This window comes from Kitasatospora sp. NPDC056651 (genome assembly GCF_042792155.1).
In the GTDB taxonomy this organism is placed as follows: Bacteria; Actinomycetota; Actinomycetes; order Streptomycetales; family Streptomycetaceae; genus Kitasatospora.
The window spans coordinates 1-25866 of the sequence record NZ_JBHTWX010000037.1 but is presented as its reverse complement, the minus strand read 5'-3'; the positions used below and the strand labels follow the sequence as shown (position 1 = coordinate 25866).

Here is a 25866-nt window from a genome sequence, read left to right as displayed (position 1 = left end):
GTTGCCGCATCAAAGACTAGGCCGTACGGCAACCCCCGCTGAAGGCGGCTTCGCTCCCCGCCGGCCCGCCGGGTGCGGCGAGCCGGCGCTCAGTCCATCCTTCGCGGCCCGCCGAGCACCTGCTGTTCTGCCTGCCCGGCCACGGCCCGTACGTACTGACGGCGCATCCGGGTCGCCCACAGGGTCAGGTCGTCGCCGAGGGTGGGCAGCGCGGCCACGTCCTCCGGCGGCAGTGACAGCACCCGGCCGGTCAGTTCCGCCTCCTGGGGCGAGACCCGCTGCACGCCGACCAGGTCGGCCGCGTTCAGCACCCGGGAGGCGTTCGGGCCCAGGTAGGGCAGCAGCGTCAGGGTGGTCTGCCAGGGCGCGGCGGAGAGCCGGCTGCGCGGCGGGCGGGCGCCGAGGTCGCGCACCACCAGCACCGGCGAGGCCACCGAGGCGCCCTGCGGGCCGAGCCTTCCGACCTGGTGGATCGTCACGCAGGGCTGGCCGCCGCCGGCCGCCTGGGCCATCGGGCCCCACAGCTGGCCGCGGGCGGTCTCCACCGCGACCCGGGCGCCGATCGCCGCCGCCCGCAGCGCGATGATCTGCGCCGTCCACATGCCGCCGACCAGCACCAGGTCGTACGAGGTCGGGCGGAACAGGCCGAGCACCGCGGGCAGGCCGTGCGGGTCGACGCCGATCACCACGCCGTCGTCGCCGACCGGGAAGGCCAGCGCCGCGAGGTCGGCCGCTTCCAGCACGTGCTTCTCCCGGCGGGGGCCGCGCAGCCCGAAGCCGGGCAGGATCCGCGGCCGGGCCCGGCGCTGCTCGGCGCCGGGCTGCGGGGCGAGGGCGGGATAGGTCTGGTACGCCATCAGGAAGCCCCTCCGAGCGGCAGGGTGGCGAGCATGCCGGGGGCCTGCTCCAGGTCGAGTCGGACCAGGCCGAGGCCGGTGCTCTGGGCCCGGGTCTCCACCAGGCGGCCGACCTGTCCGACCTCGTCCTCGTTGCGTCCGGTCACCCGCAGGTGCCCGCTGACGGTCACCGAGCCGCCGGTGCCGTGCCCGGCGGTGAGGCTGAAGGTGCTGGCGAGTGCCGGGGAGCCGGTGACCAGGTTGACCAGGTCCGGTGCCGCGATCCGGCCCGCGGTGCCGTCGGGGCGGCTCAGCTGCGGCCAGCGGGAGATCCAGTAGGTGGTGTGCCAGCGGTCGTCGATCCGCCAGAACCGGTTGCCCTCCTGGGTGCGGCGGGTGGTGCCGCCGCTGCCGCTGCCGGTGCCCTGGCGGCCCGCCACGGCGATCGGGTTGGCGCAGGTGGAGATGGCCAGTGCGGCGATCAGCTCGCGCTCGTCCAGCACGGTCGCGTTGAACCCGGCGCTGTTGAGCCGCCCGGCCAGCTGGTCGGTGACCCGCTGCAGCGCCTTGCGGGCGCCCTCCTCGCCGCCGCCGCGGGCCCGCACGGCGGTCGCCGCGCGCTCCGGGTCGAGCTTGAGCGCGACCCAGGTCAGCCGCAGCCCGGGGGTGGAGGTGCCGTCCGGCAGCTCGCGGTAGGCGCGGGCGGCCAACGACTGGTCGGGCAGGTGCTGGGCCGGGGCCGGCTGGGTGTGCTGGACCAACTGCACGGACTCCAGGGTGATGTCGTCCACCGTGAGCGCCGAGCAGACCACGTCCAGCGGCAGCGGCAGCGCGGTGCGCGCCGGGCGCAGCGGCTGGTCCTTGGCCTGGACGAGCAGCACCGAGCTGAGGAAGGTGCCGTCGCCGACCATGCCGGTCTCCCGGCGGACCGGTCGGCCGCCGAACTCGGCCTCGGTGGCGTGGGTGCAGGTGCGCAGCGCCGGTTCGAGCTCCAGCGCGGGCGCCAGGCCCGGATCGGTGCCGGCCGGCGGCAGCAGCGTCCTGGCCTGCTTGCGGCGGGACTTGAGGGCGGCGCGGACCTTCAGCAGCTCCGGCAGGGTGCGGCCGCGCACCGGCACGACCGCGAGGACGAGCAGGACCAGTGAGACCGCGCCGAAGCCGGCCGCGGCCGGTCGGCTGATCGTCCAGCCGACCGCGACCAGGGCGGCCGCGACCTCGACCAGGACGAGCTGCTGGAGCCTCAACCGACCGCCGAGCAGCCCCGGTCGGGGATTGACCCGGACCTGGACGGCGCCGCCGCCCCCGGTACCGGTCGGCTGTGGCCGGGCGGTCCCGGTCTCGGCCGGCGGCGCGGCCTGCGCCCGGCCGGCCCGGCGCGACCTGCCACCGCCCGTACTGCGGCGGCGTCCTGGAGCGGTCTGGCTTGGCATCCCCCGGTGGCCCTCTCTGATCCGTTGTCGCGGCCCGGCTGGCTGTGTCGCGGACCGTACCCGTACCGTACTCACCGTCTGCTGCCGCATCGTAGAGGGTTCACGCCGGTTCGTGCCCGGTGGGTGACCGGGGCAGGCCGGTCCGAGGAGGTCCGGCAGGGTCTGACGAGGGGGACGACGAGGATGGCATCGCGCCGGGACGAGCTGAACGCCTACACCTTCGCCCGCAAGCGCACGGTGGGCGCCTTCCTGCTGCCCGCCGGGGGCGGCAGTGACGAGGACGCGCCGCGGCCGGTGAAGGCGGTGCTGCCGAGCGTGCTGGCCGGGGCGGTGATCGTGGCCGGCTTCGGGCTCTGGGGGGTCTTCAAGCCGGCCGCGCCGGTGAAGTGGGACGACGGCAAGAACATCATCCAGGGCAAGCAGTCGACCACCCGGTACGTGGTGCTCACCGATCCGGACAACAAGACCAGGCGGCTGCACCAGGTGCTCAACATGTCCTCGGCGCGGCTGGTGCTGCCCGCCGACGCCAAGGTCGTGGTGGTGGACGACGGGGTGCTCGACCGGTACCCCAACCACGGTCCGACGATCGGCATCCCGTACGCGCCGGACAAGCTGCCGGGCAAGGACAAGGCGAGCCAGTCGATGAAGTGGACGGTCTGCGACCGCCCGGGCTCGGACGACAAGCAGGAGACCGTCAACCAGGCGGTGTTCGTGGCGGGCGGCGCGGACTCGGCGACGCTGGCGGCCAAGGACCGGATGCTCGGCCCGGACCAGCTGATGCTGGTGCAGCAGGCCGACGAGCAGCAGATCTCGGCGGCGCCGGCGTCGGGTCAGGCGGCCGCCGCGGGTGCGGCCCTGTACGTGGTGGACGCGCAGGGCCGCAAGCACCAGATCGGCTCCCCGCAGTCGGACGAGAAGGAGCGCAAGGCGCTGATCACCGCGGTGTTCGGGCCCAACGCGGTGCCGCAGCGGGTCAAGCGGGAGTGGCTCGACACCCTGGTGAACGGGACCGCGATCGCCTTCCCGCAGGTCGAGGGGGTCGCCGACAGCCAGGCCCCCAACTCCAAGGTGGAGTTGAGCAACCAGGCCGACCGCCGGATCGGCCGGCTGGTCCACTACCAGGACCGCCACTACGTGGTCGGCAAGGAGCAGCTCTACCTGGTCACCCCGTTCCAGGCGGAGCTGATCCGGCAGAACCCGGCCTACCAGATGCTCTACAAGTACGACCAGGACAAGAAGCCGCGCAGCGACGAGATGGGCCCGGCCGACCTCTCCAAGCTGGGCGGCGACGTCCCGCTGAAGGGCACCGCGGCGGACTGGCCGCTGAAGACCGGCGCCCCGGTGAACAACTGGCAGGACCGCCAGGACGCCCGGATGGTCGTGTGCAGCACCTTCGACGGCTTCGCCGAGGACGGGAAGACGGCCAAGCGTTCGGTCTGGGCCGGGACTTCGTACCCCGCGCCGTACAACAACGGCGCCGGGGCGGCGTACGTGACCCCCGGGCGCGGGCTGTTCTACCGCTCGCTGGACGCCTCCGCGGCCGGTTCCGGGTCCGACTTCCTGATCACCGAGACCGGGTTGCGCTACTCCGTCCCGGCCAACAGCGACGGCAGCCAGCGTTCCGCCGCTTCGCCGCAGCCCGGCCAGAGCGCCGCCCCGAAGCCGTCGGCACCGCAGCCCGGTGCCACGCCGGCGCCCGGTGCGCCGTCCCAGGAGCCGGACCAGCCGAAGGACGAACCGGGCGCCAACCAGGCCCGGTTGGGCTACCAGGGCGTCCAGCCGCTGCCGGTCCCGAAGGAGTGGTCCGACCTGGTCCCGGCGGGCCCGCCGTTGACGGCGAAGGCCGCCGCCCAGCCGCAGAACGCCTGACCGGCCAAGCGGGGCAACCGAATTGGACCCAGTGTCATGGTCTGGTAACTAGTCAGTGCTCGGTGTTGGGTGAGCTGCGTGTGCCGACTACAGTGCTGCTGGACATCACGTCGGTGATGCGGCGGTCGGCCCACCGGGCCGTCCGTGCACGTAAATGTTGTCTCATGGGGGACGGTGGAGCATGGCTGGCCAGTTCACGATGACTGCTCAGGAGATGCTGGCTTTCGCCAAGCAGATCGAAGAGGCCATCGGCAAGATCGAGGCTGAGAAGACCAAGCTGCTCGGCACGGTCTCCGGCATCACCAGTGGTTGGCAGGGCCAGGCGGCGAACGCCTACTCCGACCTGCAGCGCCGGGTGAACGACGACATCGAGGCGCTCAAGCGGTCGCTGGACGCGATCAAGAACGCGATCGAGCTGACCACCAAGCAGTACGCGGCCACCGAAGAGGAGCAGAAGGCGATGTTCTCCTCCGCCCAGGGCTGACCGACGCGTCCGCGTCGAACACGCACCTGCGCTGATCGCCGTCCTGTCCTGATCCACCGCACCGCGGAGCGTCCGCCGCCCACCGCGCGGCGCTCCGCACCCTCGTCAAGGGAGACACCGTGTCCGACCACATTCTCGTCAACTTCCAGACCGTCCACCAGGCGGCCGAGGAGGTCAAGGCCTCGGCGAGCCGCATCGACCACCTGCTGAACGACCTCAAGGGCAACGTGACCCGCATCGCCTCCAGCTGGCAGGGTGCGGCCCAGCAGGGCTACCAGGCCCACCAGGCCGTGTGGGACTCCAAGGCCGCGGACCTCCAGCAGACCTGCACCCAGATCGCGAACTCGCTGGAGCAGGCCGCGCAGAGCTACAAGACGACCGAGGACGCCAACGCCAGGCTCTGGGGCTGACGTTCGGGTTCCGTAGGGAACGACAGGGGGCGGGTACCCGGATTCCGGGCACCCGCCCCCGACGCGCGGCACGGGTGGACGACATGAGGGGTGGCAGGGTGTCCCGACACGGGTACCGGAAGGCGGCCGCGGTGCTCGCCGCGCTGGCGGTGCTGGGCGGCCCGCTCGCCGCCCCGGCGTACGCCGAGGGAGGCCCCGGACTGGCCGCGGCCGGCGACTGCCCCAAGCCCGCGCCCGACGTGCAGACCGTGCCGTGGTCGCTCCAGCGGCTGCTGCTGGACGAACTGTGGCAGGGCGGGAGGACCACCGGCGACAAGGTGACGGTCGCGGTCATCGACACCGGTGTGGACGTCAACAACCCGCAGCTGACCGGCAAGGTCGACGAGGGCCCCAACCTGCTGGTCAACCGGGAGACCAAGGAAGCGATCCAGGGCAAGTCCATCGAGGACCCGGTCGGCCACGGCACCAAGGTGGCCGGGATCATCGCGGCCCGTCCCATCAGGACCACCGGCTTCGTCGGGCTGGCCCCCGACGCCAGGATCCTGTCGATCCGGCAGAACGACAGCGACGGCAACGGTGACGTCTCCACCCTGGTCGCGGCGATCAGGGAGGCGGTCAGGCGGGGTGCCAGGGTCATCAACATCTCCCAGGACGTGCGCGGCGCCGGCGACGCCCGGTTCGGCGGCTACCCGGAGCTGAAGGCCGCCATCGAGGAGGCCGAGGCGAAGGACGTCGTGGTGGTCGCCTCGACCGGGAACGACGGCAAGGAGGGCGACACCTATCCCGGGGCCTTCCCGACCGTGCTGGCCGTCGGCGCCTCGGACCGCAACAACGAGCGTGCGCCGTTCTCCCAGTACGGCGGCTTCGTGAAGGTCGCCGCGCCCGGTGTCGACATGCTGTCCACCGTGCCCGGGAGCGGCCAGTGCGTGGACAACGGCACCAGCTTCGCCGCCCCGTACGTCTCGGGCCTCGCCGCCCTGCTGCGCGGCGCCCACCCGGAGTGGAAGGCGGCCCAGGTCCGGGCCTGGATCGAGCAGACCGCGCAGCGCACCCAGCGTGAGCCGGACAGGTTCATCGGCTGGGGTGTGGTGGACCCGGTCAAGGCCGTCACCAAGGCCCCCGCCGACGCGCCCTTCGCGGCCACCCCGGACGCCCCGGTGCAGCTCGCCGCCGCGCCGATCGTGCCGCGCCCGGTGGGCCTCGGCGAGACCCAGGCCGATCGCGACGGACGCACCGCGACGTACGTCCTCGGCATCGGCGCGCTGCTGGTCGCCCTGCTGATCGGCGGCGGAGTGGTGCTGCGCGACCACCGGCGCAAGTCCTCCGACTGAACCGCCGGAAGCCGTCGCGCCGAAGAACCGCCCGGACCCGTGTAACACCGCGGCCCGCCCGCCGCATCGATGAAGTGTCGGAGAGGGCGGACGGCGGGGGGCGGGGCGCATGCGGTGGACCAGGGCGGGCCGGGAGGCCAAGGACGCGGAGTTCCTGGAACTCGTCTCCGGCCGGACCGGCCACCTGTACCGCTCGGCCTGCCTGCTGACCAGCGGCGACACCCACTACGCCGAGGACCTGGTGCAGGAGACCCTCAGCCGGATGTACGTGCTGTGGCGGCGCAGCGCCTTCACCGGCCGGGGCCGGATCGACAACCCGGCGGCCTACACCCACACCGTCATGGTGCGCACCTTCCTGGCCCAGCAGCGCCGCCGTTCCAGCGGCGAGCGCCCCAGCGACGCCCTGCCGGAGCCGGAGGGGCAGGACGCCGACAGCACCCTGCGGCTGACCCTCCTCGACGCGCTCGGCCGGATGCCGCCCAAGGACCGCGCGGTCCTGGTGCTGCGCTACTGGGAGGACCGCAGCGTCGAGGAGACCGCCGAGGCCATGCGGGTCTCCTCCGGCGCCGTCCGCACCCGCACCACCCGGGCCCTGGCCCGGCTGCGGGCCCTGCTCGGCGACTCCCTCGCCGAGCTGGCCGCCCGCTGAGGCGGGCGGCCGCCCGATCTGACGCACTTCCGCAACCCGCGACACAAGGAGACGGTGAGCACCCATGTCCGAACCGGACAAGTTCGAGGACGATCTTCTCTATGCCCTCACCCGTACGGGCGAAGGCTTCCGCACCGAGCGGACCGACCTGGCGGCCGGCGGCTACCGGCTCGGCCGCCGCCGCTGGCGCCGCCGCTCGGCCGCCGCGGTGGTGGGCGGCGCCGCCGCGCTGGCCCTGGTGGGCACCGGCACGGTGTACCTGACCTCCCAGGGCGCGAAGGACGCCGGCACCGTGAGCGCGGCCTCCGCCCCGGTGGCCACCGCCGACGGCGCCGCCGCGGCCACCCCGACCTCGGTGAAGTCCGCGGCCCCGGCGGCGGTCTCCGACGACGAGGTGCTGGCCACCTTCCGGGCCCTGCTGCCGAAGGGGGAGATCACCGAGGCCAAGGGGCACGGCACCGAGAACGAGCGGAAGGACTCCTACGCCTCGGCGAGCGTGGTCCTCGACGACGGCCACGGCAAGTCGCTGATCCAGCTCAACATCCAGAAGACCCGGCCGGGCCAGGCGCAGTCGCCCGGCTGCCCGTCGGACTTCGCGGCGTCCCGGGTCGACGCCTGCACGGACACCGTCCTGGCGGACGGCTCCAAGCTCATGGTCTTCCAGGGGCACGAGTACACGGACGGACGGGCCGACACCAAGGAATGGCTCGCGGTGCTGAGCGGCCCGGACGGCCGGAGCGTCTCCGTGAGCGAGTGGAACTCGCCCCAGGAGAAGGGCGCGCCGGACAGCCGTCCCAACCCGCCGCTCACCCCCGACCAGCTGAAGGCGGTCGTCACCGACAAGTCCTGGGACCGGGTCGTCGCGGCGGTCCCGTACGAGGGCGTCGACGCGGACGCGGTCGATCCCGGCCTGTCGCTGGCCGACCGGGAGGCCGTGCTGACCGGTCTGCTGCCGCAGGGGGTGACGGTGACCGGACGTTTCGGCAACCAGCTCACGGCCACCTTCGATCTGGCCCAGGGCCAGGCCACCGGCAAGGTGGTGGTGCGGGTGGAGAACCTGGCACACGGCGGCGACCTCCTGACCGAGCGGTCCTTCAAGGAGGCGGACACCCTTCCCGACGGGAGCCGGATCACCGTCAGCGGAGACCCCGGCGGCAAGGAGAAGCCGTTCGCGGCGAACGTCCTGCGTCCGGGCGGCACGTCGGTGCTGGTGTACCAGGTGTCCGGCGGCCGGCCGCTGCTCACCTCGGAGCAGGTGAAGCTGATCGCCACCAGCCCTGCCTGGAAGGCGAGGAAGTAGCGGACGGGAACACGTCGGTGCCCCGGGCTGCGGGGGAGCCCGGGGCACCGACGTGTGGGGGAGGGTGGTGGTCGGTCCTGCTGGTCCGGTCAGTCCTGCTGGTCCTCGGGGAGGCTGATCACCCAGCGGGTGTCCTGCCGGGGGCGCAGGTAGAACAGCCAGTAGAGGGTGGCGACGGCGGTGATGCCGCCGGTCCACAGCAGGGGCTCGGCGTCCAGCTTGGTGATCACGTAGAGCAGGACGGCGATCAGCACGACCGGGATGGCCGGCCACAGCGGCATCCGCCAGGCGGCGGCGTGCTTGTGGTGGGCGCGGCGGGAGAGCAGCGCGGCGATCGCGACCAGCAGGTACATCCCGGTGACGGCGACGCCGGTGATGTTGCTCAGCAGCTCGCCCTTGACGAAGCAGAGCGCGGCGCCGGGCAGGCCGACCGCCAGGGTGGCGATCCACGGCGAGCCGAACCGGCCGAGGGTGCCGAAGGCCTTGTTGACCGGCGCCGGCCAGGCCTTGTCGCGGGCGGAGGCGAACAGCACCCGGGAGTTCTGGATGACCATGACGATGCCGGCGTTGATGATGGCCAGCGCGACGCAGAGGCTGATGAAGGTGCCGACCGCGGAGTTGCTCCAGGCGGTGACCAGGCCGGAGAGGTCGCCGGAGGTCAGGGTCGCCAGGTCGGGGGCGCCCATGGTGATGGCGACGACCGGGACCAGGATGATCGCGGAGGAGATGCCGAGCGTCCACAGCACGGTGCGCGAGACGTTGCGGCGGGGGTTCTCCAGCTCCTCGGACAGGTAGACCGCGGTGGAGAAGCCCTGGGTGATGAACAGGGCGATGCCGAGCGCGCCGACGATGGCGCCCACGCTCACCGTGGTGGCGGTGCCGTCGGCCCCGGTGATCACGCCGTGCAGCATGCTGGGGGCGCCGCTGTTGGTGTGGGCGAAGCCGAGCACCGATACCACACCGGCCGCGATGACCTCCAGCACCAGGAAGATGCCGGTGATCCAGGCGTTGGCGCGCAGGTCGAGCAGGCCGGCCAGGGTGGCGGCGAGCATCACGGCGGCGCCGGTCATGGCCTTGTCCAGGTGCATGACCGGGGCGAGGTAGTCGGCGGTGCCGAGGGCGATGACCGAGGGGACGATCATCACCACGATCAGCGAGAGCACGAAGACCAGCCAGCCCATCAGCCGCCCGGCCAGCGTGCCGACCATCGCGTACTCGCCGCCGGCGCTGGGGATCAGGGTGCCGAGCTCGGAGTAGCAGAACGCGACCGCGACGCAGAGCACGGTGCCGATCGCGATGGTCAGCGCGGTGGCGCTGCCGATGCTGGAGAACAGCTCCGGCACGATCACGAAGAGCGTCGAGGCGGGGGTGACGCAGGACAGCGTGAGCAGTGTGCCGCCCACGACGCCGATCGAGCGCTTGAGTTGCTGGGGCGCTGCCGCCTCGGCCGCCGGGGCGGCCACGTTCTGTGGCGGGCGAAGCGTGTCGGTCATGTGGCTTCCGATCGGCTCTGTGCGGTCCTGGTGTGGGAGCGGTATCGCCTCCGCTGGCTGGTTGCTCGGTGTCCGGTTCCAGTCGCTCCCTGGCCGCAATGGAACCTTGGGCGTATTGACCGCGTCAACGCCGGAACTGCTTCGGAATCCGTTGCGGTGAACCGCCTAAACACACGATCTGATGATCACGTTCAGTCATTGCGAGGTTTGTCCTACTTGTTACCTCGGCCACATCGCGATTGAATCGAAGGTGAACAAAGGGAAACGTGCCGCGATTCAAAGGCAGTGCTTCGGGTGGACGGCGACACGCCAGGCGCTCCGGATATTCCCGGCGGCTCCTGGGCCGGGTACGGGAACCGCAGCCCCCGCCGGGAAAGATCTAGGTAACGTTTCGGCACCCGGGACGCCGAAGGGGCCGGACTCCGCGAGTCCGGCCCCTTTGGCCACTCTCCGTGACGGTCGGCGGCGTCACGCCACCGGCAGCCAGCCCGTCTGGACCATCTGCCCGTTGGTGACGCGGCGGGACACGAAGACCCCCCGGCCCTGCGGCAGTGCCTGCGGCTTGACCGTCCCCAGCAGCGCGCCCTCGTCCCGGTTGCCGGAGAGGATCACGCCCTGGCCTCCGAGCTCGCGCATCCGCTGGAGCACCGGCTCGTACAGCGAGCGGCCGGCGCCGCCCGCGCTGCGGGCCACGATCACCCGCAGGCCGATGTCGCGGGCGAACGGTAGGAATTCGGCCAGCGGCGCCAGCGGGTTGCCCGAGCTCGTCGCGACCAGCTCGTAGTCGTCGACGATCACGAACATGTCCTTGCCGCTGTACCAGTTGCGGTTGCGCAGCTGCTCGGCGGTCACGTCCGGTCCCGGCAGGCGGCGCGCGCAGGCTCCGCGCAGCATGTCCACGATGGCCGCCATCGCCGGCTGCGCGGCCGCGTACTCCACCAGGTACTCCGGCGGCACCGTGCCGAGCAGCGCGCGCCGGTAGTCGCCGACCACGATGCCCGCCTGGTCCGAGGTGTACCGCTCGGTGATCTGCTTGATCAGCATCCGCAGCATCGCCGACTTCCCGGACTCGGTGTCGCCGAAGACGATGAACAGCGGGTCGGTCTCGAAGTTGACGAAGACCGGTGCCAGCTCCGCCTCGTCCACGCCGAAGGCGACGCCGCGCTCCGGGTGCTCGAAGCCCTTCGGCAGCGAGTTGCCGTCCAGGACGGCCGGCAGCATCCGCACCTGCGGGGCGCGCGGGCCGGCCCAGGCCCCGTCGACTGCGCCGACCAGCCCGGCCACACCCTCCTGGAGGTCGTCCACCGAGGAGGAACCGTCCAGCCGGGGGAGGCCGGACAGGAAGTGCAGCCGCTCCGCGGTGATGCCGCGCCCGGCCAGCGCCGGGACGTTCTGCGCCACCCGGCGGTCCACCTCGGACTCCATCGCGTCACCGAGCTTCAGCTCGGTGCGGTTCTGCAGCAGGTCCTTCAGCGCCGGGCGCACCTCGGCGTACCGGGCCGCGGTGATGATCAGGTGGATGCCGTAGCCGAGACCGCGCTGGGCGATGTCGTTGATCACCGGCTCCAGGGCCTCGAACTCCTGCTTGAAGGTGTTCCAGCCGTCGATCACCAGGAAGACGTCGCCGAAGGCCTCGTCCGGCAGCCGGCCGGCCGCCCGCTGGGCCCGGTAGGTGGCGATGGTGTCGATCCCGGCGACCCGGAACAGCTCCTCGCGCCGGTTCAGCACCCCGTGCACCTCGGAGACCATCCGGCGCACCTTGTCCACGTCCAGGCGCCCGGCGACCCCGCCGACGTGCGGCAGCCCGCCCAGCGACTGGAAGCTGCCCGCGCCGAAGTCGAGCAGGTAGAACTGCACCTCCAGCGGGGTGTGGGTGAGGCCGAACGAGGCCACCGTGGTGCGCACCACGGTCGACTTGCCCGAACGGGGCCCGCCCACGATCAGGCCGTGGCCGGCCGCCCCCGCGTAGTCGACCGCCAGGATGTCCGTCTTCTGCTCGCGCGGCCGGTCCACGATGCCGATCGGCACCCGCAGCCGGCCCGCCGGGTAGCCGGGCGCGGTCAGCCCGCGCTCCGGCACCACCTGGAGCGGCGGCAGCAGGTGGTCCATGCTCGGCGCTTCCTCCAGCGGCGGAAGCCACACCTGGTGCGCCGCCGGGCCCTGGCCGGCCATCCGCTGGACGAACACGTCCAGCACGGTGTCCACCAGCGCGTCGTCCTGCTCCGGGGCCTGCGGCGCGACCTCCTCCTCCACCACGTCCGGCAGCTCCACGAAGGACGCGGTGAACTCCACCGGCCGCGCGTCGACCCGCTGCCCGCCGGTCGACCGCTGCTGCCCCGGAGCCCGGTACGGGCCCGAGACGTAGGCGGCCTTGAACCGGTCCATCACGTCCTCGCCGAACTTGAGGTAGCCGACACCCGGCACCGGCGGCAGGTGGTAGGCGTCCGGCACGCCGATCGCGGCCCGGGACTCCGCGGCCGAGAAGGTGCGCAGACCGATCCGGTACGACAGGTAGGTGTCCAGGCCGCGCAGCTTGCCCTCCTCCAGGCGCTGCGAGGCCAGCAGCAGGTGCACGCCCAGCGACCGGCCGATCCGGCCGATCTGGATGAACATCTCGATGAAGTCGGGCTTGGCGGTGAGGAGTTCGGAGAACTCGTCGATGATCAGCACCAGCGAGGGCAGCGGGTCCAGCGCCGCGCCGGCCGCCCGGGCCCGCTCGTACTCGTGGATGTTGGCGTAGTTGCCCGCCGAGCGCAGCAGCTCCTGGCGGCGGTGCAGCTCGCCCTCGATCGCGTCGCGCATGCGGTCGACCAGGGTGAGCTCGCCCTCCAGGTTGGTGATCACCGCGGAGGTGTGCGGCATGTCCGCCATGCCGGAGAAGGTCGCACCGCCCTTGAAGTCGGCGAGGACGAAGTTCAGGATCTCCGAGGAGTGGGTCATGGCCAGGGCCAGCACCAGCGTGCGCAGCAGCTCCGACTTGCCGGAACCGGTCGCGCCCACGCACAGGCCGTGCGGGCCCATGCCCTCCAGCGCCGCCTCCTTGATGTCCAGGTAGACGTGCTCGCCGTTGGCGCCGACGCCGAGCGGCACCCGCATCCGCTCGTGCTGGGCGCGCGGGCGCCAGCTGCGGGCCACGTCGAAGGAGCCCGGGTCGCCCGAGTTCATCATGTCGGTGAAGTCGAGGTTGGACAGCAGCGGCTCGTCGTCCCCGCCGGCCGAGATCCGGTACGGCGCCAACTGCCGTGCCAGCGCCTCGGACTGCCACACCGAGAGCAGGTCCGGCTTGCCGGAGTACGTCGCCCCGGAGGCCGAGCGCAGCACCAGCTCGTCGGCGCCGACCGTCACCATCAGGTGCCCGCTGGGCTCGTCGACCTCGCCCGGCACCACCTCGATGACCGTCACGCCCTGCACGCCCTCCGGGCTCGCCAGCAGCGAGTCGTGCGGCACCCCGGCGCCGTCCATGACGATCACCAGGTGCGGCTGGTCGGCCGGCGGCGCCACCTCGCGCACGAAGCGCTGACGGCCGGCCAGCTCGTCCTGGAGCAGGTACTCCAGGTCGCCGAGGTCGCTCGCGAACAGCCGGCGCGAACCCGCGCCGTCGGCCTCCTTGCGGTGCTGGCTGTGCGGGAGCCACTTGGTCCACTCCCACTCCTCGGCCGCACCGGGCGCGGCGGCGACCGCCACCATCAGGTCGTCCGGCGAGTGCAGGGTGGTCAGTTGGGCGATCATCGCGCGCACGTTGCCGTACACCGAGTCCGGGTCCCCGCACACCGTGATGTGGTAGAACGCCCGCAGCGAGACCGCCAGCGGCAGGTCCTGGAGGGTGCCGTGGGCCTTCAGGAAGGAGTGCATCGCCGCCGCCGCCAGCGGCTCCAGCTCGTCCATCGGCGCGGTCTGCGGCGCCACCAGCGGGGTGGACAGCTGCACCGGCCCGAGGCCCACCCGGATCTGCGCGAAGTCGCCGTCCCCGGTGCGCCGTTCCCACAGCCGCCGGCCGTCCTCGACGATCGACCAGAGCTGGTCCGGCGCCGGGTTCAGGAACAGCAGCGCGCCGCGCTGGCGCTCCGCCGTGCGGCGCACCTGGCGGCGGGTCTGCTGGAGGTACTTCAGGTAGTCGCGCCGCTCGTCCGCCATCGCGGTCGAGCCGCCCTTGCGCGCCCGGACGATCTGCGCCAGCACCATGCCGAGCGTCGAGGCGATCATCAGACCGCCCATGATCTTCATCGGCGCCGCCGCTCCCGGCGAGAAGAAGAACACCGCCGAGCCGCCCATGCCCAGCATCGGCAGGATGCTCATCAGCCAGTCCTCGCCGCCCTGCCGGGGCAGCTCGGGCGGGCTCACCAGCTCCACCGGCTCGTCCGGCACGGTGGGCGGATAAGCCCTGGCCGGTCGCTTGACCGTGATCACACCCATGTGTCATCCACCCCGCGGCGTCGATCGATCACTTCGGCATCAGCCCTCACGCGAGTGCGTGCGGCCCGTACGGGAATCCGGTGGCTGAGGACGCCCCACCCAGCGCAGCCCCCGTACCTTTGCGCAGGCGCCGATCCTAACGGTCGCCCCCGCACCGCCCGCCAGGGCCCGGTACTCACCGCCACCGGACACGAACCGAACGGGTAGGGTAACGCCGCGCCAACTCGCGGCCCGGCCGGGCCGGTTCCACACCACACCGAGCGCCGCCGGGCCTCGGCACCGTCAACAAGGGGGAGCGCCACGTGCGTCGAAGGACCGAGGTGGGAGCGTGACCAACGCTGCCGCGACCGGCTACTGCCGGGTGACCGTCGTCGCCCCGGACCGCCGGATCGACGTCGCCCTGCCCGAGGACGTCCCGCTCGCGGACGTCTACCCCGAGGTGCTGCGCCTGGCCAACCAGAGCCAGCCGGACGGCACCCCCACCGGCTTCCACCTGGTCCGCCGCGACGGCACGGTGCTGGACAGCGGGCTGCCCCTGGCCGCCCAGCACGTCCGCGACGGTGACCTGCTGGCGCTGCGCCCCTTCGCCGAGTCGCTCCCGCCCGCCGTCTACGACGACGTCGCCGACGCGATCGCCAGCGCCGTCGAGGCCGACCGCCGGTTCTGGACCGCCGAACTGATGCGCGGCTTCGGCCTGATCGGCGCCGGGGTGCTGCTCGCCCTGCTCGGCTTCGCGCTCTGGTTCTCCGACCTGCGCCACGACATGCACGGCCTGCCCGGCATCCTGGCCGGCGTCACCGCCGTCGTGCTCACCGCGCTCGCCGGGGTCCGCGCCCGGGTCTACCAGGACGCCCACGCGGCCGTCGCGCTCGGCCTCGGCGCGCTGCCGCACGCCATGATCGGCGGCAGCGGCATCATCGCCGTCGCCCACCAGGGCGACGGACCCGGCCGGCTCCAGTTCCTGACCGGCTGCGTCGTGGCCCTGGTGGTCTCCATCCTGCTGACCGGCCTGCTGCCGGAGCGGGACGCGGTGTTCGTCGCCGCCTCTTTGGTGTCCACCGCCGGCGCGCTCGCCACCTTCGCGGCGGTCCTGCTGCCGCGGACGCCGGCCGGGCACATCGCCGCCGTCACCGGTGTCGCCGCCGTCGCCGCGGTCGGCTTCCTGCCCAGCCTCTCCGCCCGCTTCGCCCGGCTGCCGGTCGGCTTCAGCGCCCCCGGCCAGACCCGCACCCGCAGCCGCGACTACGACGAGGAGGCCGAGCGCGCCGAGGCCGTCCAGTACGAGAGGATCGCGCACCAGGCCCGCCGCGGCCACGAGGTGCTGGTCGGCCTGGTCGGCGGCTGCGCCGCGGTCGTGGTCGGCGCCTGCGCCGTCCTCGGCTTCACCGACGAGACCTTCCCCGAGCTGCTCGCGCTCGCCCTCGGCCTGGCCGCGATGCTGCGCGCCCGGCTGTTCCGCTACACCGCGCAGGTGCTCAGCCTCACCGTGGCCGGCCTGCTCGGCCTGAGCCTGCTGATCGTCGGGCTCTCCCTGCACACCCCGCAGTTCTTCCTGCGGGCCGCCGGTTCCACCACCGAGCTGGACCTGCGCACGGTCTGGCTGGCCGCCTCGATCGCGTTCGGCGCCGCGCTGCTCACCGCGATCGCCCTGGTGGTGCCCCGGCTCGGGGTCTCCCCGTTCTGGGGGCGCATCCTGGACCTGGTGGACAGCCTCACCCTGATCGCGCTGGTCCCGCTGGCGCTCGCCGTCCTGGACATCTACCGGCTGGTCCGCGGCGCCACTGGCTGACGGCCGTACCCGGTCATGCCGACGCCGTGGTGGCCACCGCGGCGTCGGCATCGGGTACCCTTGGCCTTCGAGTGCAGCCATGTGTCCGCTCCCAGGGGGCGCCGACCGTCGGCCGTGCTCACGACACCGAGTTCTCGATGAGTCCTGTGCTGTCGACCAGGACCGCTCGGTAGACCCCGAAGGAGTTGCAGTGGCTCTCGCCTCTGACGTCAAGAAGCAGATCATCGCCGAGTTCGGCCAGAAGGAGGGCGACACCGGCTCCCCCGAGGTCCAGGTGGCCATGCTCTCCCGTCGCATCTCGGACCTGACCGAGCACCTGAAGCTGCACAAGCACGACCACCACTCGCGTCGTGGCCTGCTGATCCTGGTCGGCCAGCGCCGCCGCCTGCTGCAGTACCTGGCCAAGAAGGACATCGAGCGCTTCCGTACGCTCGTCGACCGCCTGGGCATCCGCCGCGGTGCCGCCGGCGGCGCCCGCTGAGAACGCCGCTCGGGGCGGCTCCCCACACCGGGGAGCCGCCCCTCGCGCGTATGCCGCGGCGGTCGGCGACGAGCCGCCGCCGACGGCGTCCGGACATAACAACTCGCGCGCACCTCCCCAGGTGGCCGAGGATTGCACCGTAGGGTTGTGGGCATGCCGGGTGATGGCGCACCAGCGCGCCGCCCGGGCAGAAGGACCCGAACCCCCCGCGGGACGAAGGCTTCAAACGGAAGCCGCCCGCATCCGAGAGAGCGTCCAGACGCGGACCGCCCTTCCCGGCCCGGCAGCCGTGAGGCGCCGGTCCTCGGTAGTGGCCGTCGGAGCCCCCGCAGACCGAGCGGGGCACTCCGGAGGCTTCGATCGAAGACCGGCCCGACTGCCGCCCTCCCAGTCGAGGGCCCGGGGGCCAACCGCAGGCAGGACGCGGGGACGCTCTCCCGGAGAACGTACGAAAGAGGAGATCTTCCAGGTGGAAGAGAACGTGTTCTACGCCGAGGCCGTGATCGACAACGGTTCCTTCGGCACCCGTACCATCCGCTTCGAGACCGGCCGTCTGGCCCGTCAGGCCGCCGGCTCCGCCGTGGCCTACCTGGACGACGACACCATGGTGCTGTCGGCGACCAGCGCGTCCAAGCAGCCGAAGGAGCACTTCGACTTCTTCCCGCTGACCGTGGACGTCGAGGAGCGGATGTACGCCGCCGGCCGCATCCCCGGCTCGTTCTTCCGTCGCGAGGGCCGGCCCTCCGAGGACGCGATCCTCACCTGCCGCCTGATCGACCGCCCGCTGCGCCCGTCCTTCGTCAAGGGCCTGCGCAACGAGATCCAGGTCGTCGTCACCGTGATGGCGCTCAACCCCGACCACCTGTACGACGTGGTCGCCATCAACGCCGCCTCCGCCTCCACCCAGCTGGCGGGCCTGCCGTTCTCCGGCCCGATCGGTGGCGTCCGCGTCGCGCTGATCAACGGCCAGTGGGTCGCCTTCCCGACCCACAGCGAGCTGGAGTCGGCCGTCTTCGACATGGTCGTCGCCGGTCGCGTCCTGCCGGACGGCGACGTCGCGATCATGATGGTCGAGGCCGAGGCCACCGACAAGACCATCAAGCTGGTCGAGGGTGGCGCCGAGGCGCCGACCGAGGAGATCGTCGCCTCCGGCCTGGAGGCCGCGAAGCCGTTCATCAAGGTCCTGTGCGCCGCGCAGGCGCAGCTGGCCGCCCAGGCCGCCAAGCCGACCGGCGAGTTCCCGGTCTTCCTGGACTACCAGGACGACGTCCTCGCCGCGCTGACCGCCGCCGTCAAGGACGAGCTCGCCCAGGCCCTGACCATCGCGGGCAAGCAGGAGCGCCAGAACGAGCTGGACCGCGTCAAGGCGCTGGCCGCCGAGAAGCTGCTCCCCGAGTTCGAGGGCCGCGAGAAGGAGATCGGCGCCGCCTACAACGCGCTGACCAAGAAGATCGTCCGCGAGCGCGTCATCAAGGACAAGGTCCGCATCGACGGCCGCGGCGTCACCGACATCCGCACCCTGGCCGCCGAGGTCGAGGCCATCCCGCGGGTGCACGGCTCGGCCCTGTTCGAGCGCGGCGAGACCCAGATCCTGGGCGTCACCACGCTGAACATGCTGCGCATGGAGCAGCAGCTGGACACGCTCTCCCCGGAGACGCGTCGCCGCTACATGCACAACTACAACTTCCCGCCGTACTCCGTCGGTGAGACCGGCCGCGTGGGCTCGCCCAAGCGCCGCGAGATCGGCCACGGCGCGCTGGCCGAGCGCGCCCTGCTGCCGGTGCTGCCGACCCGCGAGGAGTTCCCGTACGCCATCCGCCAGGTCTCCGAGGCGCTGGGCTCCAACGGCTCCACCTCGATGGGCTCGGTCTGCGCCTCGACCATGTCGCTGCTGAACGCCGGTGTGCCGCTGAAGGCCGCCGTCGCCGGCATCGCCATGGGCCTGATCTCCCAGGAGATCGACGGCGAGACCCACTACGTCACGCTGACCGACATCCTCGGCGCCGAGGACGCGTACGGCGACATGGACTTCAAGGTCGCCGGTACCCGCAACTTCATCACCGCCCTCCAGCTGGACACCAAGCTGAACGGCATCCCGGCGTCGGTGCTCGCCGCCGCGCTGAAGCAGGCCAAGGACGCCCGCCTGCACATCCTCGACGTGATGAACGAGGCCATCGACTCGCCCGACGAGATGTCCCCGAACGCGCCGCGCATCATCACCATCAAGATCCCGGTGGACAAGATCGGTGAGGTCATCGGCCCCAAGGGCAAGATGATCAACCAGATCCAGGAGGACACCGGCGCCGAGATCACGATCGAGGACGACGGCACCATCTACATCGGTGCCGCCGACGGCCCGGCCGCCGAGGCCGCCCGCACCACGATCAACCAGATCGCCAACCCGACCATGCCGGAGGTCGGCGAGCGCTACCTGGGCACCGTGGTCAAGACCACGACGTTCGGCGCGTTCGTGTCGCTGATGCCGGGCAAGGACGGCCTGCTGCACATCTCGCAGATCCGCAAGCTGGCCGGCGGCAAGCGCGTCGAGAACGTCGAGGACGTCCTCGGCGTCGGCGCCAAGGTCCAGGTCGAGATCGCCGAGATCGACCCGCGCGGCAAGCTCTCCCTGATCCCGGTCGTCGAGGGCGAGGAGGGCGGCGAGGCCGCTTCCGAGTGAAGCGCCGCTAGCTGACCCCGCGGCCCGTACGCCTCCCGGCGTGCGGGCCGCACCCCGTTGTCCACGCGTTCGTCCGTACGTGCTCTTCCGCACGTGCGTTTCCTCTGGAGGTACCCCCCGTGGCGCAGGCCCCGGCGGTAACGCAGCGTCCCGGCACGACCCGGACCCTGCTCAAGGGCGTCGACGGCGCCGGCACGGTGCGCCGCACCGTCCTCCCCGGCGGCCTGCGGGTCGTCACCGAGACCCTGCCGACGGTTCGCTCCGCGACCTTCGGCATCTGGGTCGGCGTCGGCTCGCGGGACGAGACCCCGCAGCTCAACGGCGCGACCCACTACCTGGAGCACCTGCTCTTCAAGGGCACCGAGCGGCGCAGCGCGCTGGACATCTCGGCGGCCCTGGACGCGGTCGGCGGCGAGATGAACGCCTTCACCGCGAAGGAGAACACCTGCTACTACGCCCGGGTCCTGGACACCGACCTGCCGCTGGCCATCGACGTGGTCTGCGACATGCTCACCGGCTCGCTGATCCGCACCGAGGACGTGGAGGCCGAGCGCGGCGTCATCCTCGAGGAGATGGCGATGGCCGAGGACGACCCGGGCGACGTGGTGCACGACCTGTTCGCCAAGGTGATCTACGGCAGCGGCCCGCTCGGCCGCCCGATCCTCGGCACCCAGGAGACCATCCGGACCCTCACCCGGGACCAGATCGCCGGCTTCTACCGCCGCCGCTACCGGCCCGAGCAGCTGGTCGTCGCCGCGGCCGGCAACCTCGACCACCGCAAGGTGGTCAAGCAGGTCGAGCAGGCCTTCGCGCCGGTGCTGGCGGCCTCCACCGCGGCCCCGGCCGAGGCCCGCCGCGGCGTCAAGGCGCTGCGCACGGCCGGCAAGGTCGAGGTGCTCAACCGCTCCACCGAGCAGGCCCACCTGGTGCTCGGCGTGCCCGGGGTGCCGCGGCACGACGAGCGCCGCTGGGCGATGGGCGTGCTCAACGCGGCGCTCGGCGGCGGGATGAGCTCCCGGCTGTTCCAGGAGATCCGCGAGAAGCGGGGCCTGGCGTACTCGGTGTACTCGTACTCCTCGTCGTACGCGGACAGCGGCCTGTTCGGCATCTACGCCGGCTGCCAGCCCAAGCGGGTCGAGGAGGTGCTGCGGATCTGCCGCGCCGAGCTGGCCAAGGTGGTCGAGGAGGGCATCACCGAGGAGGAGCTGCGGCGGGCGATCGGCCAGATCTCCGGCTCCACGGTGCTCGGCATGGAGGACACCGGTTCGCTGATGAACCGGATCGGCAAGGCCGAGCTCAGCTACGGGCACCACCTGTCGGTGGACGAGATGCTGGAGCGGATCGCGGCGGTGACCCTGGAGGACGTCCACGCGGTGGCGCGTGATGTGCTGGGCGCGTACCGGCCGTCGCTCGCCCTGATCGGCCCGGTCAACGACAAGCGGGCCGCCAAGCTCGCCGATCTGCTGGTCTGAACCTGTTGGTGAGAGGAACTTCGCTATGACGCTGCGTGTCGCCGTGATCGGCGCCGGGGGACGGATCGGCTCCGAGGCGGTCAAGGCCGTCGAGGCCGCGCCGGACCTGGAGCTGGTGGCCACCCTCGGCCGCGGCTCCGACCTGGCGGAACTGACCGAGGCCGGCGCCCAGGTCGCCGTCGAGCTGACCCACCCGGACTCGGTGATGGGAAACCTGGACTACTGCCTGCACCACGGCGTCCACGTGGTCACCGGCACCACCGGCTGGACGGACGAGCGGCTCGCCACCGTCCGCGGCTGGCTGGACGAGGCCCCGGAGCTCGGCCTGCTGATCGCCCCGAACTTCTCGATCGGCGCGATCCTCGGCATGAAGTTCTCGCAGATCGCCGCCCGCTACTTCGAGTCGGTCGAGGTGGTCGAGCTGCACCACGACCGCAAGGCCGACGCCCCCAGCGGCACGGCCACCCGCACCGCCCAGCTGATCGCCGCCGCCCGGGCCGAGGCCGGCCGGCCTCCGCAGCAGGACCCGACCACCCACAGCCTGCCCGGCGCGCGCGGCGCCGACGTGGACGGGGTGCCGGTGCACGCGGTGCGGCTGCGCGGCCTGCTCGCCCACCAGCAGGTGATGTTCGGCGACACCGGCGAGACGCTCACCATCCGGCACGACTCGCTGCACCACAGCAGCTTCATGCCGGGCATCCTGCTGGGCGCGCGCAAGGTCGTCGGGACGCCCGGGCTGACCTTCGGCCTCGAACACTTCCTGGACCTGTGACAGTGTCGAACCCAGGGAGTGTCCGATGACCTCGCGCACCGGTTTCTTCGTCCTGTCCGGTGTGCTGCTGCTGGTCGCCCTCGTCTGCGTGGGGGAGGGCGTCCAACTGGTCGCCACCGGCAAGCCGCTCGGCATCGGCATCGGGATCTGCGCCTTCGTGATCCCGGTGATCGGTGTCTGGTTCCTGCGCCAGACCGTCCGCTTCGGCAAGGCCAGCGAGCTGATGGCCCGCGAGCTGGAGGCCGAGGGCGGCCTGCCGGTCGACGAGCTGAGGCGCAGCAAGGGCGGGCGGATCGACCGGGCCTCGGCCGACGCGGTGTTCGCCCGCCGCCAGGCCGAGGCGCAGGACGCACCCGGCGACTGGCGCGTCTGGTTCCGCCTCGCCGTGGCCTACGCCGACGCCGGCGACACCCCGCGCGCCCGCAAGACCATGCAGCACGCCATCAAGCTGCACAGCACCGAACCCGCAAGGAGTAACGCGTGAGCGACGAACCGACGGCCCCCAGCTTCCGCAGCGACGTGACGGTGGAGCTGGTCCGCAGCGCCGCCGCCGACTCGGACGTCATCTGGGCGGCCCGGGTCTCGACCGCGGGCGAGCAGTCCCTGGAAGCCGTCCAGCAGGACCCGGAGAAGTCCAAGGGCCTGATCAACTTCCTGATGCGCGACCGGCACGGCACGCCGTTCGAGCACAACTCGATGACGTTCTTCATCAGCGCGCCGATCTTCGTGTTCCGGGAGTTCCACCGGCACCGCAGCGGCTGGTCGTACAACGAGGAGTCCGGCCGCTACCGCGAGCTCCAGCCGGTCTTCTACGTTCCGGGTGAGGACCGCAAGCTGGTCCAGCAGGGCCGCCCGGGCAAGTACGAGTTCCACGACGGCACGCCCGAGCAGCACCGGACCACCACCGGGGCGATGGAGGCCGCGTACCGCGAGTCCTACGCCCGCTACCAGGAGATGCTGGCCGCCGGCGTGGCCCGCGAGGTGGCCCGCGCGGTGCTGCCGGTGGGCCTGTTCTCCTCGATGTACGCGACCTGCAACTCGCGTTCGCTGATGCACTTCCTGTCGCTGCGCACCAAGCGCGAGAACGCCACGGTGCCGTCCTTCCCGCAGCGCGAGATCGAGATGGTCGCCGAACTGATGGAGGAGCAGTGGGCCCGGCTCATGCCGCTCACCCATGCGGCCTTCGAGAAGCACGGCCGGGTCGCCCCCTGACCTGGGGCGACAGGCATACGGGCAGAGTGCCTGGCATGTCTGGATTGCGGCTTTTCTAGCCGCTCCCTACATTCGTGAACACGGATTCCGGTGCTGCCCGAACCCCCGAGCGGGCAGCACCGGAATCCCACGTCAGCACCACCGACGCGGTTCAGCTGTCCGAACACCGGACCGGCATGGGGGACGCCCCACCGCCTACGAGTAGCTTTGGACCCATGGCTCCGACCTCCACCCCCCAGACGCCGTTCGGCCGGGTCCTGACCGCGATGGTCACCCCGTTCACCGCCGACGGCGGCCTCGACCTCGACGGCGCCCAGCGCCTCGCCACGCACCTCGTCGACTCCGGCAACGACGGCCTCGTCGTCAACGGCACCACCGGCGAGTCCCCGACCACCAGCGACGCCGAGAAGGACCGGCTGGTCCGCGCCGTGGTCGAGGCGGTCGGGGACCGCGCGCACGTGGTGGCCGGCGTCGGCACCAACGACACCCGCCACAGCGTCGAGCTGGCCCGGCAGGCGGAGGCCGCCGGAGCGGACGGCCTGCTGGTCGTCACGCCGTACTACAGCAAGCCCCCGCAGGAGGGCCTGTACCGGCACAACGTCGCCGTCGCCGACGCGACCGGGCTGCCGGTCATGCTGTACGACATCCCGGGCCGCAGCGGGGTCGCGCTGAGCCACGAGACGCTGGTCCGGCTCGGCGAGCACCCGCGGATCGTCGCCAACAAGGACGCCAAGGGCGACCTCGGCGCCGCGGCCTGGGCCATCGCCCGGGCCGACCTCGCCTGGTACTCCGGCGACGACGCCCTCAACCTGCCGCTGCTGTCCGTCGGAGCCGTCGGCGTGGTCAGCGTCGTCGGGCACGTGGTGGCCGGGGACCTGCGGGCGATGATCGAGGCCTTCCTGGCGGGCGATGTGGTCAAGGCCACCAGCATCCACCAGCGCCTGCTGCCGGTGTTCAGCGGTATGTTCCGCACTCAGGGCGTGATCCTCACCAAGGCCGCCCTGGAGCTCCAGGGGCTGCCCGCCGGACCGCTGCGACTGCCGCTGGTCGGCGCGACGCCCGAGGAGGTCGCGCGATTGAAGCAGGATCTCGCCGCCGGCGGGGTACACCTGTAGCAGACAAGACGTGCGCGCCCCGGCTCGCCGGACCCTCCCGGGTCCGCCGCTGGACCGGACCGCAGGCGCGAGAGCACAGACCCAGTAGGAAAACGACACTGAGTACGCGCGCCATATGTCTCCAGGGGGAGGACCCCGGGCATATGGCGTGCGTCGTGAGGAGAGTCTTTTGAGCCACCCGCACCCCGAGCTCGGCGCACCCCCGGCCCTGAAGGAGGGCGCCCTCCGGATCACCCCGCTCGGCGGCCTCGGCGAGATCGGCCGCAACATGACGGTCCTGGAGTACGGGGACCGCATCCTGATCATCGACTGCGGCGTCCTCTTCCCCGAGGACGAGCAGCCCGGTGTGGACCTGATCCTCCCGGACTTCAGCTACATCCGGGACCGCCTCGACAAGGTCGACGGCATCGTCCTCACCCACGGGCACGAGGACCACATCGGCGCCGTCCCGTTCCTCCTGCGGGAGAACCCGGACATCCCGCTGATCGGCTCCAAGCTGACCCTGGCGCTGATCGAGGCCAAGCTCGCCGAGCACCGCATCCGGCCGTACGTACTGGAGGTCAAGGAGGGCGAGCGCGAGCGCATCGGCCCCTTCGACTGCGAGTTCATCGCGGTCAACCACTCCATCCCGGACGCCCTCGCCGTGGCGGTCCGCACCCCCGCCGGCATGGTCGTGGCCACCGGTGACTTCAAGATGGACCAGCTGCCGCTGGACGGCCGCCTGACCGACCTGCCGACCTTCGCCAAGCTGGCGGAGGAGGGCATGGACCTGCTGCTGGTGGACTCCACCAACGCCGAGGTCCCCGGCTTCATCCCGCACGAGCGGGACATCTCGGCGGCGCTGCGCAACGTCTTCGCGAACGCCGACAAGCGCATCATCGTGGCCTCGTTCGCGAGCCACGTGCACCGCATCCAGCAGGTGCTGGACGCCGCCCACGAGTACAAGCGCAAGGTCGCCTTCGTCGGCCGCTCGATGGTCCGCAACATGGGCATCGCCCGGGACCTCGGCTACCTGAAGGTCCCCGGCAACATGGTCGTGGACGTCAAGCAGCTGGACGACCTGCCGGACAAGGAGGTCGTGCTGATCTGTACCGGTTCGCAGGGCGAGCCGATGGCGGCGCTGTCCCGGATGGCCAACCGCGACCACCAGATCCGCATCGTCGAAGGCGACACCGTCGTCCTGGCCTCCTCGCTCATCCCGGGCAACGAGAACGCGGTCTACCGGGTGATCAACGGCCTGACCCGCTGGGGCGCCAAGGTCGTGCACAAGGGCAACGCCAAGGTGCACGTCTCGGGCCACGCCTCGGCCGGCGAGCTGCTCTACTTCTTCAACATCTGCAAGCCGCGCAACCTGATGCCGGTCCACGGCGAATGGCGCCACCTGCGCGCGGCCGCCGAGCTGGGCATCGCCACCGGGGTGCCGCGCAACCGCGTGGTCATCGCCGAGGACGGCGTCTGCGTCGACCTCGAGGGCGGCGTCGCCCGGATCGTCGGAAAGGTACAGGCCGGCTACGTCTACGTGGACGGCTCCTCGGTCGGCGACATCACCGAGGCCTCGCTCAAGGACCGCAGGATCCTCGGCGAGGAGGGCTTCATCTCGGTCTTCGTCGCGGTCGACTCGGCCAACGGCAAGATCGTCGGCGGCCCGACCATCCAGGCCCGCGGCTCCGGCATCGACGACAACGCGTTCGTCCCGGTGGTCTCCAAGCTCCAGGAGGCGCTGGACCGCTCGGCGAGCGACGGCGTGCTGGAGCCCCGTCAGGTGCAGCAGCTGGTCCGCCGGACCGTCGGTAAGTGGGTCGCGGACAACTACCGCCGCCGGCCGATGATCCTGCCGGTCGTGGTCGAGGTCTGACGCTCGCTCAACACCGGCTGACGCTGGTTTGACGTGGGGCGACCCGGTGCGTAATGTTCTCCGGGTTGCCCCACGGGACGGCCCCTCGGAAACGGGCTCGAATTTGAATTCGAGAACGACCGGGGAAAACGGACCGAGAAACTCTGGTAGAGTTCGGGAGCGCCGAAAGGCGAAAGCGGATCGGATGAATGAAACTCCGGAAAACGGAGCGGAAAACATCTGATAAGCTGGAAACACGAAAGAACGAAGCCCGGAGGGCCTGCTGGAAGGCAGTCCGA

General features: G+C 71.8%; 19 protein-coding genes. 15 read left to right on the top strand and 4 right to left on the bottom strand.

Annotated elements, in window-relative coordinates; genetic code table 11:
- Positions 1-89: 89 nt before the first annotated feature.
- Together ACFRAR_RS16810 and eccE are read right to left on the bottom strand one after the other, a co-directional pair.
- Complete coding sequence (locus ACFRAR_RS16810; protein ID WP_380698818.1) at positions 90-857, bottom strand: hypothetical protein; 768 nt, start codon at positions 855-857, stop codon at positions 90-92.
- On the bottom strand, positions 857-2266 hold the full coding sequence (eccE, locus tag ACFRAR_RS16805; protein ID WP_380698817.1) for a type VII secretion protein EccE: 1410 nt from the start codon (positions 2264-2266) through the stop codon (positions 857-859). Before eccE ends, ACFRAR_RS16810 begins: the two co-directional genes overlap by 1 nt.
- Positions 2267-2449: 183 nt before the next feature.
- Here eccE and ACFRAR_RS16800 point away from each other — a divergent pair, with 183 nt between their 5' ends.
- The 6 genes from ACFRAR_RS16800 to ACFRAR_RS16775 all read left to right on the top strand — a co-directional run bounded on the left by ACFRAR_RS16800 (position 2450) and on the right by ACFRAR_RS16775 (position 8309).
- Complete coding sequence (locus ACFRAR_RS16800; protein ID WP_380698816.1) at positions 2450-4135, top strand: type VII secretion protein EccB; 1686 nt, start codon at positions 2450-2452, stop codon at positions 4133-4135.
- A gap of 181 nt (positions 4136-4316) precedes the next feature.
- The gene (locus ACFRAR_RS16795; protein WP_380698815.1) at positions 4317-4619 is read left to right on the top strand and encodes a WXG100 family type VII secretion target; all 303 of its coding nucleotides are present in this window, start codon (positions 4317-4319) and stop codon (positions 4617-4619) included.
- 119 nt (positions 4620-4738) lie between these two features.
- Positions 4739-5029, top strand: a complete 291-nt coding sequence (locus ACFRAR_RS16790) for a WXG100 family type VII secretion target (protein WP_380698814.1) — start codon at positions 4739-4741, stop codon at positions 5027-5029.
- A gap of 98 nt (positions 5030-5127) precedes the next feature.
- Entirely contained in the window at positions 5128-6360 is a 1233-nt protein-coding gene (gene mycP, locus ACFRAR_RS16785) for a type VII secretion-associated serine protease mycosin (RefSeq protein ID WP_380698813.1), read from the top strand.
- Positions 6361-6469: 109 nt separating this feature from the next.
- Positions 6470-7009, top strand: coding sequence for a SigE family RNA polymerase sigma factor (locus ACFRAR_RS16780; protein ID WP_380698812.1), 540 nt, complete (start codon positions 6470-6472; stop codon positions 7007-7009).
- Between the two features lie 64 nt (positions 7010-7073).
- Complete coding sequence (locus ACFRAR_RS16775; RefSeq protein WP_380698811.1) at positions 7074-8309, top strand: hypothetical protein; 1236 nt, start codon at positions 7074-7076, stop codon at positions 8307-8309.
- 89 nt (positions 8310-8398) lie between these two features.
- Here ACFRAR_RS16775 and ACFRAR_RS16770 read toward each other — a convergent pair whose 3' ends face one another.
- Together ACFRAR_RS16770 and eccCa are read right to left on the bottom strand one after the other, a co-directional pair.
- Complete coding sequence (locus ACFRAR_RS16770) at positions 8399-9802, bottom strand: APC family permease (RefSeq protein WP_380698810.1); 1404 nt, start codon at positions 9800-9802, stop codon at positions 8399-8401.
- Between the two features lie 468 nt (positions 9803-10270).
- Positions 10271-14215 (bottom strand): type VII secretion protein EccCa, encoded by a 3945-nt coding sequence (eccCa, locus tag ACFRAR_RS16765; RefSeq protein ID WP_380698809.1) that lies wholly within the window; start codon positions 14213-14215, stop codon positions 10271-10273.
- 328 nt (positions 14216-14543) lie between these two features.
- Between eccCa and eccD the strand changes: the two genes are divergently transcribed.
- The 9 genes from eccD to ACFRAR_RS16720 all read left to right on the top strand — a co-directional run bounded on the left by eccD (position 14544) and on the right by ACFRAR_RS16720 (position 25588).
- Complete coding sequence (gene eccD, locus ACFRAR_RS16760) at positions 14544-16004, top strand: type VII secretion integral membrane protein EccD (RefSeq protein WP_380698808.1); 1461 nt, start codon at positions 14544-14546, stop codon at positions 16002-16004.
- Between the two features lie 190 nt (positions 16005-16194).
- Positions 16195-16485, top strand: a complete 291-nt coding sequence (gene rpsO, locus ACFRAR_RS16755) for a 30S ribosomal protein S15 (protein ID WP_030245440.1) — start codon at positions 16195-16197, stop codon at positions 16483-16485.
- A 469-nt stretch (positions 16486-16954) separates the two neighbouring features.
- Positions 16955-19162: a polyribonucleotide nucleotidyltransferase gene (locus ACFRAR_RS16750; RefSeq protein WP_380698807.1), complete on the top strand. Its 2208-nt coding sequence runs from the start codon at positions 16955-16957 to the stop codon at positions 19160-19162.
- Between the two features lie 119 nt (positions 19163-19281).
- Complete coding sequence (locus ACFRAR_RS16745) at positions 19282-20634, top strand: M16 family metallopeptidase (RefSeq protein ID WP_380698806.1); 1353 nt, start codon at positions 19282-19284, stop codon at positions 20632-20634.
- Positions 20635-20659: 25 nt separating this feature from the next.
- Positions 20660-21406: a 4-hydroxy-tetrahydrodipicolinate reductase gene (gene dapB / locus ACFRAR_RS16740; protein WP_380698805.1), complete on the top strand. Its 747-nt coding sequence runs from the start codon at positions 20660-20662 to the stop codon at positions 21404-21406.
- A gap of 25 nt (positions 21407-21431) precedes the next feature.
- Complete coding sequence (locus ACFRAR_RS16735) at positions 21432-21890, top strand: hypothetical protein (RefSeq protein WP_380698804.1); 459 nt, start codon at positions 21432-21434, stop codon at positions 21888-21890.
- On the top strand, positions 21887-22618 hold the full coding sequence (gene thyX / locus ACFRAR_RS16730) for an FAD-dependent thymidylate synthase (protein ID WP_380698803.1): 732 nt from the start codon (positions 21887-21889) through the stop codon (positions 22616-22618). The genes ACFRAR_RS16735 and thyX overlap by 4 nt, the downstream gene beginning before the upstream one ends.
- Positions 22619-22833: 215 nt before the next feature.
- Complete coding sequence (gene dapA, locus ACFRAR_RS16725) at positions 22834-23733, top strand: 4-hydroxy-tetrahydrodipicolinate synthase (RefSeq protein WP_380698802.1); 900 nt, start codon at positions 22834-22836, stop codon at positions 23731-23733.
- A 169-nt stretch (positions 23734-23902) separates the two neighbouring features.
- The gene (locus tag ACFRAR_RS16720; RefSeq protein ID WP_380698801.1) at positions 23903-25588 is read left to right on the top strand and encodes a ribonuclease J; all 1686 of its coding nucleotides are present in this window, start codon (positions 23903-23905) and stop codon (positions 25586-25588) included.
- The last annotated feature ends 278 nt before the right edge of the window (positions 25589-25866 follow it).

What these genes read in the sequence shown, in the direction of transcription:
- ACFRAR_RS16800 (WP_380698816.1), top strand. Translation starts at nt 2,450, where the DNA reads ATGGCATCGCGCCGGGACGAGCTGAACGCCTACACCTTCGCCCGCAAG.
- eccCa (WP_380698809.1), bottom strand. Translation starts at nt 14,215, where the DNA reads ATGGGTGTGATCACGGTCAAGCGACCGGCCAGGGCTTATCCGCCCACC.
- ACFRAR_RS16775 (WP_380698811.1), top strand. Translation starts at nt 7,074, where the DNA reads ATGTCCGAACCGGACAAGTTCGAGGACGATCTTCTCTATGCCCTCACC.
- dapB (WP_380698805.1), top strand. Translation starts at nt 20,660, where the DNA reads ATGACGCTGCGTGTCGCCGTGATCGGCGCCGGGGGACGGATCGGCTCC.
- ACFRAR_RS16780 (WP_380698812.1), top strand. Translation starts at nt 6,470, where the DNA reads ATGCGGTGGACCAGGGCGGGCCGGGAGGCCAAGGACGCGGAGTTCCTG.
- ACFRAR_RS16810 (WP_380698818.1), bottom strand. Translation starts at nt 857, where the DNA reads ATGGCGTACCAGACCTATCCCGCCCTCGCCCCGCAGCCCGGCGCCGAG.
- ACFRAR_RS16735 (WP_380698804.1), top strand. Translation starts at nt 21,432, where the DNA reads ATGACCTCGCGCACCGGTTTCTTCGTCCTGTCCGGTGTGCTGCTGCTG.
- ACFRAR_RS16795 (WP_380698815.1), top strand. Translation starts at nt 4,317, where the DNA reads ATGGCTGGCCAGTTCACGATGACTGCTCAGGAGATGCTGGCTTTCGCC.
- ACFRAR_RS16770 (WP_380698810.1), bottom strand. Translation starts at nt 9,802, where the DNA reads ATGACCGACACGCTTCGCCCGCCACAGAACGTGGCCGCCCCGGCGGCC.
- dapA (WP_380698802.1), top strand. Translation starts at nt 22,834, where the DNA reads ATGGCTCCGACCTCCACCCCCCAGACGCCGTTCGGCCGGGTCCTGACC.
- eccE (WP_380698817.1), bottom strand. Translation starts at nt 2,266, where the DNA reads ATGCCAAGCCAGACCGCTCCAGGACGCCGCCGCAGTACGGGCGGTGGC.